The organism is Pseudoalteromonas sp. SG44-8 (assembly GCF_014164125.1).
GTDB lineage: Bacteria > Pseudomonadota > Gammaproteobacteria > Enterobacterales > Alteromonadaceae > Pseudoalteromonas > Pseudoalteromonas rhizosphaerae.
The window spans coordinates 207,720-224,027 of sequence record NZ_JACJEQ010000002.1 but is presented as its reverse complement, the minus strand read 5'-3'; the positions used below and the strand labels follow the sequence as shown (position 1 = coordinate 224,027).

Sequence of the window (16,308 nt, the reverse complement as noted above, 5' to 3'; positions counted from 1 at the left end):
ATGTTCTACAGTAAACCTCTACCTATAAAAGGACGGGAATGAAATGGATCAGTTATTAGCAATAGATATGGATTTTTGCACTGACAATAGCGATTGCCGTGTGCATGATATGAGCGCTCAAAAGCAAAGTGGTTTGGCATGGGTTAAAGCCAATACTGACTTAATAAATGATTGGGTAAATCAAGATGGTTTAGCGCTACTGAGAGGGCTAAATATTGTGAGTACTCACCAATTTAGTACTATTTTAGAAACTATTTTTGGTGAGCCTCTAAAGCAGTATGTTTATCGTTCATCGCCACGCACTGCGTTGAAGAATAATATTTATACCACCACAGAATACCATGCAGATCAGGTGATTTTACAACACAACGAAAATGCATATTCGAATAATTGGCCTAAGAGAATGGGGTTTTTCTGTGTGGTGCCAGCGACGACTGGGGGCAATACTCCCTTGGCCGATAGTCGTGCGGTGTATAACCACATACCCATGCGGATCAGAGAAAAGTTTGAGCGGTTAGGCGTCATGTACGTGCGAAACTACGGCGATATTGATTTACCTTGGCAAGAAGTGTTTCAAACACAGAGTAAAAGTGATGTTGAACATTATTGCCATGCAAACGACATACAGTTCGAATGGATCGATGGCGATAAATTGCAAACACGCCAATGCCGCCCTGCTGTTGTCACTCACCCTTCAAGTGGTGAAAAAGTCTGGTTTAATCAAGCCCATCTTTTTCATTGTTCAAGTATGGACAGTGCCGTGGTGCAATCAATGCGAAGTAGTATCGGTGAAGCAAATTTGCCCCGTAATGCGTACTACGGTGACGGCACGGACATTGACCCACAAGACATAGCAGCAATCAATGATGTGTATCGTGGGCTTACATTCTCTTATCAATGGCAGCGTAATGATATTTTGTTGCTTGATAACATGCTGTACACCCATGGACGAGAAGCATATAGCGGTCCTCGAAAAGTACTGGTTGGCATGGCTTAACTGGTTGTTATTACAATAAGTTTACTAAGACTATTTTCACTTTGTTAGCAGTGATGATTTTGGCAAAGAGATGTGGCTATTTACAGGAGAAGAATAATGAAATGGCTTATGCATGTAAAGTTTAAAATCATGATTGTCTGCTTATTAAGTTTGATTTTAGCGTCTTGTTTGCAAAAAAAGAGTGTAGCAAAAAATGTCACTATCACAGCGGCTCAGATAGAAATGATTGCTGCAACAGTGCAAGAATATTGTGACACTTTAGTCTTTTTTGGCACTGTGTATATTACTTCTGCTGATGCGGTTGTATACGAGGCTAATTGTGGACCGCAAAATATGCAATATGATATTGCAAATACTACAGAGTCAAAATACCGAATTGGTTCTAACACTAAAGCATTTGCGGCAACCATGTTAATGAAAATGCTCAAAGGAAAAGATTTAAGAACACAGACTATAGGCGACTATTTACCTTGGTTTCCTAAAAATCAATGTGCGGATGTGTCATTGCACAATTTATTGACTATGTCTTCAGGCATTAATAATTACAGTGATAATGAAGACGTTTATGATAATTATGGTTGGCGGCCGTTTCTTTATGATCAAACGCTAAATTTAAATGGGCCTGAAGATTTCAGTAATCGTTTTTGTACTTGTACAGAACAAGATGAAAAACCGACATTTACTCCGGGCTCTAAGTATCAATATAGTAATTGTAATTATTATTTGGTCGGCAATATTATTGAGCAAATAGCTGCGGGTAGCCAAGGCGATATTGACCGTAACTTTTGGTTCGAAAACCTTCTTAAAGAACAGATATTAGATCCCATTAATATGAACGATAGTGGTTCATTTAGCGCCATTGGCGTGTATCAAAATATGACCACAGGCTATATCTCAAATCAAAACCTATATTTACCACTAGCCAATGGCAGACCGCCATTAGTTGGCGGTCCTGCGCCATACGAGAATATTTTAAAGAATCCTTATAGCAATCCATTGGTACTTTATTCTGCTGGTGATATGTACTCAACAGTGACTGATATGCATAAGTGGGATCAGGCATTATACACAAGTAAAATTTTAGATGAGGCACAAAAATTAGTGGCATTTGCACCTTATTCTAATACCGGTAACAGTACGCAATGCGAATACTATGGTTATGGTTGGTTTGTTACATTTATTGACCCTTTACAGTTTGGCAAAGTTGCCGATTGTCCATCAGATCCTGCTGATGCAAACCTGCGAAAATATGAAAAATTTTTACAGTACTCAGGTAGTTATCCTTATTCATGGGTGACAAGCTTTAACCGTTTAGTGGAACGGGATCAATCAGTGATGGTCTTTAGTAATTACGTTAAAACAGGACTAGAGTCGGACTGCATTGCAAGTGAGATCAGAAATATAATTTTTTACAGTGATAAGCACCGAGAAGATAAGTGCCAAGCGATATTAATTGATGCGTAAAGTTGTGTCGATGAATTGGTGAATGTCAAAAGAATTGAATTGATTAGTTTCTTGTACTGGCTGTGGGCTAAGTACTAATAAAGTTGGAACCAAACCTGAACAAGGAGTGGTTGTAGTCCAATTACTGTTTGCATGTTTATGCAAAGTATTACTTTTCTTTTCATGAATATGAAAAGAAAAGTGAAAAAGGGCAAGTTACTGACTAAAGTTTTACTAGAGCAGTAATTTGGTGGGTTCAACAACTGTTAATTTAATTCATAGAGGAAAAAATATGACAGCGGCAAAAACAGCGAAGGACGAAAAGGCGAATACTGACACCGTTTCTGAGCAACAAGCAGATCTCGTTGAAGCAGAAAATCGAGTTGCTGTAGCGCAGATCATCGTCGATAAGTATAGCAAATGGTCATTTGGCAGCGGACTTATTCCAATTCCAGTGGTTGATTTGGTAGCTTTGACAGGTATTCAAATAAAAATGATTGATGAGATTGCTAAGGTATATGGCCAATCCTATAGTGAGAATAAGCTGCGAGGCACTATTAGTGCGGTAATTGGTGGCTCTTTTCCACAGACATTGGGAGGGGCTGGCTTGAGTAGTTTCCTTAAAGCTATACCTATCATTGGAACGCTTAGTTCCATTGCATTTATGCCAGTGATCTCGGCGGCATCTTCGCATGCAGTCGGTTCTACGTTTATTCGACACTTTGAAAATGGCGGTACATTGATAGACCTTAATTTAGCGAGTATTAAAGGTGATATCTCTGAGATCGCAGCGAAGTATCGTAAAGACAAAGGTGATGCAAGTGCTCAACAAAGCCAAGCTGCAGTGTAAGTAGAATGAGCTAAACCCTAAATAAACCAGCAGTTATTGCTGGTTTATTTATCAATTGATTACAGCTTAACTGAAAAGGAATTAATAATGATCGTCATTTTATATTTAGGATTATGTTTATTGTGTGGTTACTGGGGGCGAAACACTTTTGCAGGCCCGGTAGGCTTTTTTTTGCTGTCGCTGATGCTGACACCTTTTGTCGGTTTATTAATATTAATTTTTGCGCACAAAAAAGATGCAACACATAGCCAAGATACATAACAAGTAATACAGCGACATGGATAACAACGTTTAACGCTCAATTAGTTATATAGCTTAGTTAAACCACTGGTTTTAAAGCAGTGGTAATATTATTCAGCTGTACGTTAATGAGTGTTGATAAAGACCATCAAAAAACAATAAAAGATTCTAAAATGGTATTATACGATTTAATTAGTCGAAACATCACAGTTAAAAAAAGAACTTTTGCTGCGCTAGGTTGTATTTCCGGATTAGCAAATGCCCTCGTTTTAGCGCTAATAAATAATGTTGCGGAAAATATTGCTGATATTCACCGCGAAAATCATATTCTTTATTATCTCGCTTTATTTTCGTTAACCATTGCTATTTATGGTCTCACCCAACATAGATTAATGACTAAAGCTGCAAAAATGGTTGAACAAGCCATAGATGGGTTACGTGTCGAGTTGTTTGAATGTGTTCGTCATACTGAACTGGCGACCTTAGAGAAGATTGGTAAAGAGAAAATTTTTACTACGCTAAGCAAAGAATTACAGACTATTTCTCAGTCTGCGCAACTGTTTGTGATTATAGGTCAGTCAATTAGCTTAGTTTTTTTTACATCTATGTATATTGCATATCACTCCTTTGTGGCTTTCATTGTGTTGGCCGTATTGATTATGCTTGGCGGCAGCATTCACCGGCTTCGGGCAGACGAAATACAAAAGAATATGCAGCAGTCATTTGAGAGCGAAAACAAATTAATTCAACGCTTGTCTGATTTACTCGATGGCTTTAAAGAAGTAAAGCTAAGTGTTCCAAGAGCGGATGATCTTGAATATGAGTTTGCAATGGACTCAGCGCGCGCTAAACGCTCTAAGACGAAAACACAAACTTTGTTTGCCAGCGATTTTATTTTATCGCAAATCAGTTTTTTTGCGGCAACTGGGGCTATGGTTTTTATTGTACCGGTGTTATCGCATGTCTACACCGATGTGGTTATTAAAGTTACCACAGCTTCGCTGTTTTTAATTGGCCCAATCACCAGTATTGTCGGCGGTATTCCTATTTTTACCGCTGCCAGTGAAGCTGGACAAAATGTGTTAGCGTTGGAAAAGGAGTTACAGTCTGAACAGGAAAAAACTCAACATACTAAATCGGCTCATGCTGAGCTCGCAACATTTGAACAGATACAACTAAGTGGTGCATATTATCAGCATAATCGTGCACCTGGTGAACATGCCTTTGTAGTTGGTCCCATTGATTTTCAGCTGCAGCGAGGCAAAATTACTTTTATTACTGGGGGAAATGGGAGCGGAAAAACTACCTTTATTCGTATGCTCACAGGTCTATATGAGTTACAGGCTGGAAAAATACTCCTCGATGGTCAACAGCTCAATGAAACTTCACTGCAAGGTTATCGTAGCTTGTTTACAGCGGTATTTTCTGACTTTCATTTATTTAAACAGCTGTATGGTATTCACGATACAAAACAACAAGAAATTGATGAATGGTTGGCATTTTTAGAAATGAACACCAAAGTTAGTATCGTCGATGGTCAATTTAGCACTGTTGACTTATCGTCAGGGCAGCGAAAGCGCTTAGCGTTATTGAGTACAATTTTAGAAAATCGACCTGTATATATTTTTGATGAATGGGCTGCCGATCAAGACCCTATTTTTAGGCGTAAATTCTACGAGCAAGTATTACCACGACTCAAAGCAAGAGGAAATACAGTGATTGCAATTACCCATGATGATACATACTTTCATTTAGCTGATGCCCATTTAAAAATGGTGGAAGGGCAGTTAACCGATAATAACGATATTGTAAGCAATGGGGTCTCATCATGAATATTGTCATTACTCCCGATTTAACTCTGTTGGTGCTTGCGGGTTTACTACTTGCATTAATAATCACAAATATTAGTATGCGTTTTATTAAACGTTATAAGCCTAAATTTCATAAACGTATTTTGTCATGGCGTTTTAGAGCTGGGATCACATTACTGGTTTTTATGTTTCTAGGCATGGTGCTGGTGCCAGTGATGTTTATTAAAATTGATTCAGGCCAAGTCGGAGTTTTGTGGAAACGTTTAGGCGGTGGTACCTATTTGGAAAAACCGTTTGATGAAGGAACAGTGTTAGTTCTGCCTTGGGATACGCTAACGCTTTATTCAAGTCGGTTTCAAACTGCTGATGAAACAATTCACGCTATTACTTCCCAAGGCTTACAAATTTCGTTAGATGTGACTGTGCGTTATCGGCCAGTGGTTTCACAAATACCTTATCTACATAAGTTAGTTGGTACGGATTACCTAAAAGAAACAGTACTACCAGAAGTTAATTCTGCGGTGATCATGATTGTATCGCGTTATACGGCAGAGCAAGTGTACGGTAATATGCGTTTACAAGTGCAAAATGAGCTTCTAGATGAAGTTTTAAAGGAACTGCAATTACAAGAGCAAACAATTTTACAGCAAGAAAAAGCGACGCACTCAGGGCAAGTGCTAGTTAATTTGGATGATATGCTGATCAAGCGCGTTAATATACCAGAAAAGGTACATAATGCGATTATCGCAAAAGTGAATCAAAATTATTTGAACGAAGAATACGACATGCGTTTAGTTGTTGCTAGAAAAGAAGCGCAGCGTAAGAAGACCGAAGCAGAAGGGATCAGAGATTTTCAGCAAACAGTCAGTGGTGGTATTTCTGAAACATATTTACGCTGGCGAGGGATTGAAGCTACAGTGGAGTTGGCCAAATCTAACAATAGTAAAGTTGTAGTGATAGGTGGTGGCAAAGATGGTTTACCATTAATTTTGAACACAGAAACAACGCAAGGCTCAGTCGGCCCAAGCCCTGTAATACCTAGTACCACAGCTGAAAAAACGCTAACGAACGATCCTGCTTTACCATTCGTGCAAACGCCTTCCAGCCCAGAAAAAACATTTTATCAGTAATAGCAGCATTATTAGCTCGCATATTAAAAACATAAAGTAGCTGTTTATAGATAAAAAGGTGTCGATATTGACACCTTTTAGTTGTGTTGCTCAATCTAGTTTCAGTAACAATTCATTTTTATAAAGTCCATAAGTTAATTTTCTTCACCTATTAGGTTTATTTTTATCGTTTGTTGAAATTGAGCTAACACTCTAAAGTTCAATTGTCGGCACCAGATACGACACGATTTAGGCAAATACTCAAATAGGAATATAATCATGAAACGTACACTTATCAAAACTATTGCTCTTAGCTCACTATTAACATGTTCAGCTGTTGCTCTGGCTGATCAAAGTGATTACAAATTAATGGTTATTGAGACAGCAACAGCGCCACAGCCAGTTGAACAATCATTTAATAATTGCGCACTAAACGTTAAATCAAAAAATTACGCGCAAGCAGAAACTATTTGTACTAAAGCAATTGCGTTGCTAAAACAAAGCGAAGGCCCAAAAATGAAATTACGTGAATTAACATCGTTTGCATTAAGTAATCGCGGTGTATCACGTATGATGGCTAAAAATGATACCGCTGGTCTTTCAGATTTATATGAAGCTGCACAAATGGCTGATAGCGCGATGGTATCGCATAACCTTACTCGTGCTAAAGAATACCTATCTTTATAAATTAGGCCTTATTACTTGAATTAAAGCCCCATACTGTTAACTCAGCATGGGGTTTTTGCGTTATTAGGCTATGGCTTATCCTGCCACAGGGGTATTGTCAGTGGAGATGCCTTTAAGGCTTTTGATCAGCATATAAATACAGGTGGTGAATAAACAACCGCCTAAATACAACATAATGCCGTTAGCTGAAGCAAATAGGTTGGCAGCAAGCAAAGGCCCAAAGACCGAGCCAAAGCTGTAACTCAGTAACATAATTTCCGTTGCTGAGACTATTTTTTCGATTGGCAATGCGTCACAGGCTAAGGTGATGGCAATGGGGTAGAGTGCAAAACTTGCAGCCCCTAAAATAAAGTAACTGGCCATCAATACGTTGAAGTGTACAGCTTGCATAATACCAACTACACCCATCGCGCCAAATAAACAAAATAATGCCATTAATAAGCTTTTTGCCATTCGTGTTGATAAATAACTCACCAACGGCTGTACTAACATACCGCCTAAAATAATCACCGCCATCAAGGTACCAGTAAAAGCGGCCTGCTCACTTTGGGCAGCGATATATACTGGCATTAAACCGTATATTGGGCCAAGTACTAATCCTGATACCAAACAGCCTAAAATTGCTGGGCGACTGAGCTTTTTTAACTCAGTTAATTGTAGTTTTTGCGAGTGCTGACTTTGCGGTTGCCCTGATTTAATCAGCAGCGGTGCTAACATCGCTAAAAATAATAGAGCAATAACAAACAAATAGGGGAGTGGGCCACTGGTACCAAGCGGATCGATAGCTAGTTGGCCAACGGCGCTGCCACCGTACAGGGATGTCATATACAGACCTAATCGTTTAGCTCGTGCTTTGGCAGTGTCAGTCATTAGTAACCAAGATTCAACCACCACAAATACCCCAGCTACGGCGATACCAGCTACAAAGCGGGCTAAAAGCCACACGTTGGCATTAGGTAAAATAAGCTGTGCTGCAACACTGAAAATTAATAACCCCAGAAATGCCAGAAAAGCATGACGGTGGCCTACTCTTGCAACAATACGCTCAATAAAAAAAGCACCAATTAATAAGCCAAGATAAAAGACACTAGCTAACCAAGAGGCAAGTTCATTATCAAGCCCAAAGGCGCTCAATGATAAAGGAATTAGGCTCATTAAAAAGCCTGAGGCAATAGCAAAAAAAGACAAACCAATAACAGGCGCAAGTGGGTTATTTGGTTTATGACTGGCAGCGAGCTCAACCATTAAAGAATCCGATTTAAAGGGCATAAATAATTGCGTTGGAGTGTTTTAATAGCTGGCAATTATTTTTGGTTGGTTAATTTTGCGGCGAATTTAATCCGATTTTGAACACAAGTAAAGTTATATTTGAATATTTACTCAACATTTTATTTAGAACGCTAAGTTAGGTAAATCAACCGGTTATTTACGTCATTTTGGTATCATTTTTTTAGCGAAATTGTTTAAAATTTGTAGTTGTTTTATCAATCTAAATAATAACTTGGTATGCTGTGTTTTTATTTTTCATCAAGAGGCAGTAGTAAAAATGAACCAGCTAACAATCGCTTTAGTCGGGCTTGGGGATATAGCACAAAAAGCATATTTACCTATTGCCACGCAACATGCACAGATCGATCCTATTTTTTGTACACGAAACCTGACAACATTAACGCAGTTAGCGAAGCAGTATCGGGTTCAAAAGTGCTTTACAGATTACCAAGCAGTACTGGCGTGTAAGCCCGATGGGGTGATGATCCACACTAATACAGAGTCTCATTTTACGTTTGCGAAGCAGGCACTTGAACAAAAAATCGCTACGTTTGTGGATAAGCCATTAGCGTATAGTTTTAGTGAGGTAAGTGAACTTATTGCGTTAGCAACTAAACATAACACGCCATTATTTTTAGGTTTTAATCGTCGCTTTTTACCAATTATGGCCGATATTGCAAAGCCACAAATACGCCATCTTAAATGGCAAAAAAACCGCTTAAATTTACCAGCACAGCCGCGCACTTTTATTTTTGATGACTTCATCCATGTGGTTGATAGTTTATGCCATTTTGCAAATGTAGAGCGTTTTGATCAACTTAACCAGTTACAGGTGTTTTCACAGCTAGATCCACAAGGCTTATTGGCAGCAATACATGTTAGTTTTGAGTTTGAGGGGCGGTTATTTCAAGGCGCTATGGATAGATTAAGTGGTTGCAATGAAGAAGTGGTTGAAATAACCGGTTTGAATGAAAAGTGGCGGTTTGAATCGCTAACCAATATGACCTCTATGGTCAATGGAATACAGCAGAGCGCGATGCAAAATGATTGGCAATCAACACTATATAAACGGGGCTTTGAGTCAATGCTAGAGGCATGGCTAACGGCGATTACAACGCAGCAGGTAGACCAATTACAGCTTAAAAAAGATAGTTTAACACATGAGTTGTGTGAGTGGCTGGTTGCACACGTATCAAACAATAATGAACTATTTCACTGTTAAACTATTTCAAGGAAGTTGTAATGAAAGTGATGAAGTACATGGGACTAACGTTCTTTACAGTCCTTGTTATTGGGCTGCTCATACCTGAAAAAATAGTGATCCCAGTCAAAGGTGCAACAGCAAATGATTGGCATCATAATACCTTTTGGTATAGCCCTTGGGGTAAATCAGGTGTACACAAAGGGATAGATATTTTTGGCAAAAAACACACGGCAGTGGTTGCTTCGGTAAGTGGTGTGGTGCTGTATTCAGGTGAGCTAAAGCTCGGTGGTAAAGTGGTGGCATTACTTGGGCCTAAGTGGCGACTGCATTACTTTGCCCACTTAGAAAGTTATTCGGTAAGTGCAGGAGACTATGTTGCAGTCAGTGAGCTGATTGGTAGCTTAGGAGACGCGGGGAATGCGGCAGGTAAACAACCTCACGTACATTACTCTATTTTATCGTTACTGCCGTACCCATGGTTAATGACCGCGCAAAGCCAAGGCTGGAAGAAAATGTTCTTTTTAAATCCAGATGAAAAACTACGCTAAAATAATTGCCGTTATTTTCACACTTATCCAGCTGATTAACTTAAAATACCGTTAATTCACTCTTTTTATTTAGGAATTCAGCAGTAATGAATTCTATTGCAGTTAGCCTGTTTGGCAGGATATTTTCTAATAAAGCCATGTTGGCGTTTGATCACCATATGTTGACTATTTGCCAAGGTAACTCAACTAGACAAATAAGTTGGAGTGATTTGGAGGCACCGCCGTCGTTTGCTTTCGGCCTGTTTGGTCAAACGATTTCTTTTGTTACGGCACAACAAAATCATACATTTTCGCTGCTGGCATATGGTGCTCACCGTAAATTTCAAGCTGAATTTGAACGCTATTGGGTGAACGCTAATGAAGCTAAGCTTGACACTTTTCTTAATAAAATAACAAAACTAGTCAAGCAGCGATATTTACGCCAGTCTTATGTTAGTCGTATTCAGCGGTTGGCACAGCAAGAGCATGATCGTTGGTTGCCGTGGATAAAAAACAGCCCCGCATTTGTTTTAGTGGATAAAAAAATAAACGTATTAGAGCAATATGCAAACTGGGATGCTGCACTTACGCAGTATCTACAACAAAAATACGTTACTAAGCAACTTAACCTACACCACGCTTTTTTTGACCGTGTTGAAGCAAATCCATTAACACTAAGTCAAAGACGTGCTTGTGTGATTGATGACGATAATAACTTGTTATTGGCTGGCGCAGGCACCGGTAAAACCAGTGTTATGATTGGCAGGGCTGGGTTTTTAGTGCAAAGTCAGCAGGCAAGTTACAGTGATATTTTATTGCTGGCCTATGGTCGCAAAGCTGCTGATGAAATGGATCAACGGATCGAAAATAAGCTCGCCACCGATAAAATAAAAGCCGCTACTTTTCATAGTGTCGGACTGGCGATTATCTCACAAGTTGAACGTGCTAAACCGACTATGAGTGTATTTGCAGAAGACGAAAAAGCGAAAGCAAAATGGGTGCAGCAGTGCTTTGAATCATTGATTGAAAACAGTGCCGAGTATCGTCATCTGGTTTTAGATTATTTTAGTAAATACTATTATGTTGAAAAAAATGAATTTGATTTTAAAACATTGGGTGATTATTACAGCTACTTAAATGATAACGATATCCGTAGCCTAAAAGGCGACAAGGTAAAAAGCTTTGGTGAGTTATATATAGCTAATTGGCTGTTTTATCACGGCATAGATTATCAATACGAAGCGCCTTATAAAGTTGACGTAAAAACCATTGAACGCAGACAGTACAAGCCTGATTTTTATTTACCTGAGTACGATATTTACATTGAATATTACGGCATCGATGACGTTGGCAATACTGCGCCTTACATTGATAAAGCGCAATACCATAGCGAAATTGATTGGAAAAATACCACTCATGCCAGTAATAACACTCACTGTATAGCTTTGACTTATGGGCAACATAAACAAGGTAAGCTGTTAAACGAACTTGAACAAGCGCTTTTAAGTGCGAGCGTGAAAACACAGTTATTGCCCTTAGAATCACTGCTCGAAAGCTTAAAAGAAACTGGCAGGATCACCGTATTAGCTGCGTTATTTAGTCAATTGCTGAGTTTATATAAGGCGGCTTATTTAACTGATGCTGATGAAGTTGATGTCATTAAACGCTCCCTTGACGCCAAACAAACAACCCAAGCGTTGGCGCTATTAAAACCAATTTTATCTAACTACAACGCTCACTTGCAGCAGCGCGGTGAAATTGACTTTGATGATATGATTATCAAGGCAATCGAGTATGTTGAGTCGGGCAAGTTTAAATCGCCTTGGCGTTATATTATGGTTGATGAATTTCAAGATATATCACAGCCAAGAGCACGATTGGTTAAAGCACTTCGCGATAGCAACAAGGGTAGTTCAGTATTTGCAGTGGGTGACGATTGGCAAGCAATTTACCGATTCAGCGGCGCTGATATTAAGTTGACCACTGAGTTTGCAACGTATTTTGGCTTTACTACGCAAACGGCGCTGGATCTTACGTTTCGTTTCAATAATAAAATTGGTGAAGTTGCCTCAGCATTTATTAGTAAAAATCCCGCGCAGCTTGATAAAACGATTACTTCTTTAACTCAGGTTTCACATCCTAGTGTGTCGTTATTAAGGCGCAGTAGTAATGCGTCTATTGGTTATAAAAATAGTTATTACAGTGACATTCCTGAACTATTAAATGGTGCGATTGATGACATACTCTGCACAATACACAGCAAGGCATGTAAACCCACAACCGTGTATTTTTTAGCGCGATTTTGGTTTCAGCTACCAACAAATACGGATATTAAAACCATGAGTGTTAAATACCCGTTGTTAAAAATTCAGTCGCAGTCTTTTCACGCCTCAAAAGGTAAAGAAGCCGATCATGTTATTATTATCGGATTACAAAAGGGTAAACATGGTTTTCCATCTGAAAAAGTTGCGCCCGCAATTATCGAAGCTTTATTACCAGCGCCAGAAAACTTCGCTTACGCACAAGAGCGACGGTTATTTTACGTTGCACTAACGCGCGCAAAACACCGCGCCTACATCATTGCTGATATGACCAATAGCAGTTGTTTTGTCTCGGAGTTAATTGCTGAACATGACATAGAACTGGATGAATTTACTAGTGATGTTGATCAATTACATATCGCAGATATAAACTGTATGCGCTGTGATAGCGGGGTATTAAAAAAACACAGTGGTCGTTTTGGGCCATTCTACGGCTGTTCGTTATTTCCGCGTTGTGAGCATAAAGAAAAATCGTGCGAGCAGTGCCAAAGCCCAATGACTCGCAGTCGCTATACAGGGTTTAAATTATGTATAAATACAGCCTGTAACCATCTAGTGCCAACGTGTGATAAATGCGGTGCTGAAATGGTATTACGCAATAGCGCAAAAGGGCAGTTTTGGGGATGCAAAAATTATAAAGGTAATGATCCACTTAGCTGTAAAAATGGCAAAGACAGTAAGTCAATTCAATGGCCCGAGCTTGCTTAACCTATAGATAGATAAGGGCTAAATAGCCCTTATCTATTGTTTAATTTATTGCATCGCAACAGCAAGTTGATGATACAAACCGATACCGATAAGTACGTTAAATGGGAAGGTGATGCCTAGTGAACTGAGCATAGCCAGACCTATATCGGCTTTGGGGATTGCGGCTTTTATAGCGGCAGGCGCTGCAATATAAGATGCACTGGCCACTAAACTCCCCAAGATAACGATTGAGCCTAACTCAAGCGCTAATAAAGTGCCGACACTGACCCCAATCGCGCCTAATATTAATGGACTGATTATAGCAAATAGTGTCAGTTTCCAGTGATGCCAAGGTATAGGGCGTAATGTTTGCGCTGCCGTTAAACCCATTTCGAGTAAAAATAATGCAAGCACGACTTTAAAACTATTGGTTAATAATCCAGTTACTTGGCTGCCTTGCTGTGTGCCATACATCATACCAATAACAACACCGCCTACGAGGAGAATAACGCTCTTATTGGTTAAGGTTTCATGCCAGAGTGCTTTAAGCGATAAGGTATTATCGGCACTATGTTGTTTATCAAGTCGTCGATAAAGTAACAGCCCGACGATAATCGCGGGAAGCTCTAGCATCACTAAATACAGGGTTACTTCAGCACCTACTGCTAGCTGCGCCGATTCAGCATAAGCGAGGGCGACTGCAAATGTCCCCGCGCTTACGGAGCCATAATGGGCGGCGATACTTGCGCTGTTCGCTACCGAAAGTTTTATCACATATTTTAAAATAGGGTAGAGCATTAAAGGTATAAATGCGCCAAGCAGCATCACCGAGCCCATTTCTGGCAATAATTGCCAACTAAGATTGCCGTGTAATACCATGCCGCCTTTTAAGCCTATGGTCAGCATCAGCAGCAAACTTAAGGTCTCGTAAGTTGCTTTTGGAATAACGAGATCAGAACGTAAAATCCCCGCAACTAAACCCAAAACAAAAAACATTACAACAATATCTGGCACACCTTTCTCCTATTAATTTAAAGTTGCGCTATTGTAGATAAAATCATGCATTGTAAATAATAAAATGATTGGTAGTTAGTTATAGGTTATTATCTATGGGCTGATTAATACCTGAGGGGATGTGATAGCGATGGATTTAAGACATATTTCTTTTCGGCTGCTTGAAGTGTTTATGAGTGTAGTAAAAACCGGCTCGATCAGTGAAACCGCACGGCGTTTACACTTAACTCAGCCAACGGTGTCGCTGCAAATTAAACGTTTACAAGAGGCTGTAGATGAGCCGCTGGTGATTATGCAGCAACAAAAACTGCATGTCACAGAAGCCGGGCATGAGTTATTTAGGACTTGCCAACGAGTGTTTGGCCACTTTGATGATTACAACGATTTTTTAGCTGAACTCAAAGGGGGTGAGCGCGGGCGATGTAAAATCGCCATGGTGAATACCGCACAATATATTTTGCCAAAATTACTCGGGCCCTATAGTAATTTGCATCCTCATGTTGAGTTGCCTCTTGAGATTGGCAATAGAGCAGAGGTGTTAGCGCGCTTTGAACGCGGTGAAGATGATATTTATGTATTTAGCCATCCACCGTCACTTGAACATGCAAAAGCGGCACGCTTTTTAAAAAACCCGCTTGAGTTTATTGTGCCTACTGATCATCCATTAGCTAATCAACAACACGTTGCACTTTCTGAGCTAGTGAAATACCGCTTTTTATTAAGAGAGCCTGGCTCTGCAACTCGGATGTTATTTGAGAGCGAACTGCAAAGACGCGGTTTAGTACTGAGTAACAGCGTGCAAATGGCAAGTAATGAGGCTATTCGCGTTGCAGTATCATCAGGAATGGGAATTGGTGTGCTGTCTCGCCATGTGTTGCCAATAGGAGATCATGGCTTCAAAGTATTAACTGTAAGTGATGCAAGCTTAGCAAGTCATTGGTACTTTGTTATCCGCACTGATCGGCATATTGCTCATGCTGCGCGTAGTTTTTTAACATTTGCCCAAGACCACCTTGAACAATACTTAGATGGCCGATGGGTACGTAATGAATTGCATGGGCTGAATCTAAGTTTAGCTGATCAGCAAATTCGTTAGTTGAAAATTCAACCTAGTGAACGAATGATTTTACCGCATTAATTAATATCTGGCGTGGAGTCTCTTAAAACGAGAGTCGGCTGGAATACACGATTAATTGTAATGCCAGGGCGTTTGTAAATGTCTTTAAGTACAAGGTTAGCCGCCATTCTGCCCATCTCTGGGACTGGGTTATCTATGGTTGTTAGAGTTGGGTAAAGGTAATTGGTGAAAATCACGTTATCGTAGCCCATAATGGCGAGATCTTTCGGTAAATTAAAACCGTGTTCTCTGGCGAACTTCATCGCACCTGAGGCCATTTCATCATTGGCACAGACAATTGCGCTAAATTGCGCTTTATTTTCAATAAAATGTTTTAAGCCATCATTGCCGCCGGTTTCTTTAAAGTCGCCAATGTAAAAAAGGCTTTCATCAAAGGCTATATTGTATTCAGCAAGCGCTTTTTTATGTCCTACGAGTCGGTCTGACGCATCAACTTTAAATTGTGGACCCGCAATATAAGCAATATTTTTGTGACCTTTATTGATCATCGTTTTAGTGGCAAGATAACCGCCCAGAACGTTATCAAGACTAATACAGTTGTCTTTAATTTCCTCAACATAACGGCTCATTAAATAAATGGGGATTTTTCCCTTACTAAGTTCAATTAGATATTCGTCCGATACTATTTCCACATGGGCAATTATGGCATCACAGTTACGACTGATTAAAAATTCAAAGCCATTTTTCTCTTTGTCTTCGTCACTGTGCCCTGCGGTAATAATAACATGCTTACCTGCGGCACGAAGTTGCTGCTCTATCGCCGACATCATTTGGCCAAAGAACGGGCCGTCTAGTTCAGAGACTAAAACACCAACACTACTGGTACGACTCGATGCTAAAGAACGGGCAATAGAACTGGGTTGATAGCCAAGTTGCTGCATTGCTTCGAGCACTTTTTTCTTGGTTTTTTTACTTACATAATCATTGTCGTTCAGAACCCTTGATACCGTAGAGAGAGAGACACCTGCAAGTTCTGATACTTGATAAATTGTAGCCATTAATTTCCTAGCG

Annotated in this window: 14 protein-coding genes; 11 read left to right on the top strand and 3 right to left on the bottom strand. The window is 39.7% G+C overall.

Translation table 11 applies throughout. The features are described 5' to 3' along the window. The first annotated feature begins 43 nt into the window (after nt 1-43). The 7 genes from H5163_RS03275 (at nt 44) to H5163_RS03245 (ending at nt 7,137) form a co-directional block, all read left to right on the top strand. Nucleotides 44-997: a TauD/TfdA family dioxygenase gene (locus H5163_RS03275; RefSeq protein WP_145233043.1), complete on the top strand. Its 954-nt coding sequence runs from the start codon at nt 44-46 to the stop codon at nt 995-997. Between the two features lie 96 nt (nt 998-1,093). After that, nucleotides 1,094-2,461, top strand: a complete 1,368-nt coding sequence (locus H5163_RS03270) for a serine hydrolase (RefSeq protein ID WP_182734315.1) — start codon at nt 1,094-1,096, stop codon at nt 2,459-2,461. Nucleotides 2,462-2,732: 271 nt separating this feature from the next. Next, nucleotides 2,733-3,290, top strand: a complete 558-nt coding sequence (locus tag H5163_RS03265; RefSeq protein ID WP_145233045.1) for a YcjF family protein — start codon at nt 2,733-2,735, stop codon at nt 3,288-3,290. A gap of 87 nt (nt 3,291-3,377) precedes the next feature. Continuing rightward, a complete protein-coding gene (locus tag H5163_RS03260; protein WP_182731271.1) occupies nt 3,378-3,551 on the top strand; it encodes a hypothetical protein in 174 nt (57 codons plus the stop codon). Between the two features lie 107 nt (nt 3,552-3,658). After that, nucleotides 3,659-5,362, top strand: coding sequence for a cyclic peptide export ABC transporter (locus tag H5163_RS03255; protein WP_259398210.1), 1,704 nt, complete (start codon nt 3,659-3,661; stop codon nt 5,360-5,362). Beyond that, nucleotides 5,359-6,471 (top strand): prohibitin family protein, encoded by a 1,113-nt coding sequence (locus H5163_RS03250; RefSeq protein ID WP_145233046.1) that lies wholly within the window; start codon nt 5,359-5,361, stop codon nt 6,469-6,471. The genes H5163_RS03255 and H5163_RS03250 overlap by 4 nt, the downstream gene beginning before the upstream one ends. 258 nt (nt 6,472-6,729) lie before the next feature. Then, on the top strand, nt 6,730-7,137 hold the full coding sequence (locus H5163_RS03245) for a hypothetical protein (protein ID WP_182718887.1): 408 nt from the start codon (nt 6,730-6,732) through the stop codon (nt 7,135-7,137). 75 nt (nt 7,138-7,212) lie between these two features. Here the strand turns inward: H5163_RS03245 and H5163_RS03240 are convergent, their stop codons facing one another. Further along, entirely contained in the window at nt 7,213-8,382 is a 1,170-nt protein-coding gene (locus H5163_RS03240) for an MFS transporter (RefSeq protein ID WP_145233047.1), read from the bottom strand. 301 nt (nt 8,383-8,683) lie between these two features. Here H5163_RS03240 and H5163_RS03235 point away from each other — a divergent pair, with 301 nt between their 5' ends. From H5163_RS03235 to H5163_RS03225, 3 genes are all read left to right on the top strand, one after another. Beyond that, a complete protein-coding gene (locus H5163_RS03235) occupies nt 8,684-9,628 on the top strand; it encodes a Gfo/Idh/MocA family protein (RefSeq protein WP_182734314.1) in 945 nt (314 codons plus the stop codon). A 20-nt stretch (nt 9,629-9,648) separates the two neighbouring features. Continuing rightward, nucleotides 9,649-10,158 (top strand): M23 family metallopeptidase, encoded by a 510-nt coding sequence (locus H5163_RS03230; protein WP_182734313.1) that lies wholly within the window; start codon nt 9,649-9,651, stop codon nt 10,156-10,158. 86 nt (nt 10,159-10,244) lie between these two features. Beyond that, nucleotides 10,245-13,166 carry a UvrD-helicase domain-containing protein gene (locus H5163_RS03225; protein WP_182734312.1) on the top strand — a complete coding sequence of 974 codons (2,922 nt, stop codon included), beginning with the start codon at nt 10,245-10,247 and terminating at the stop codon, nt 13,164-13,166. Nucleotides 13,167-13,211: 45 nt separating this feature from the next. Here the strand turns inward: H5163_RS03225 and H5163_RS03220 are convergent, their stop codons facing one another. Continuing rightward, the gene (locus H5163_RS03220) at nt 13,212-14,159 is read right to left on the bottom strand and encodes a sodium-dependent bicarbonate transport family permease (RefSeq protein WP_145233051.1); all 948 of its coding nucleotides are present in this window, start codon (nt 14,157-14,159) and stop codon (nt 13,212-13,214) included. Between the two features lie 130 nt (nt 14,160-14,289). Here H5163_RS03220 and H5163_RS03215 point away from each other — a divergent pair, with 130 nt between their 5' ends. Further along, the gene (locus tag H5163_RS03215) at nt 14,290-15,255 is read left to right on the top strand and encodes a LysR family transcriptional regulator (protein ID WP_182718892.1); all 966 of its coding nucleotides are present in this window, start codon (nt 14,290-14,292) and stop codon (nt 15,253-15,255) included. A gap of 38 nt (nt 15,256-15,293) precedes the next feature. Here H5163_RS03215 and H5163_RS03210 read toward each other — a convergent pair whose 3' ends face one another. Continuing rightward, nucleotides 15,294-16,295 carry a LacI family DNA-binding transcriptional regulator gene (locus tag H5163_RS03210; protein WP_145233053.1) on the bottom strand — a complete coding sequence of 334 codons (1,002 nt, stop codon included), beginning with the start codon at nt 16,293-16,295 and terminating at the stop codon, nt 15,294-15,296. Nucleotides 16,296-16,308: the final 13 nt, after the last annotated feature.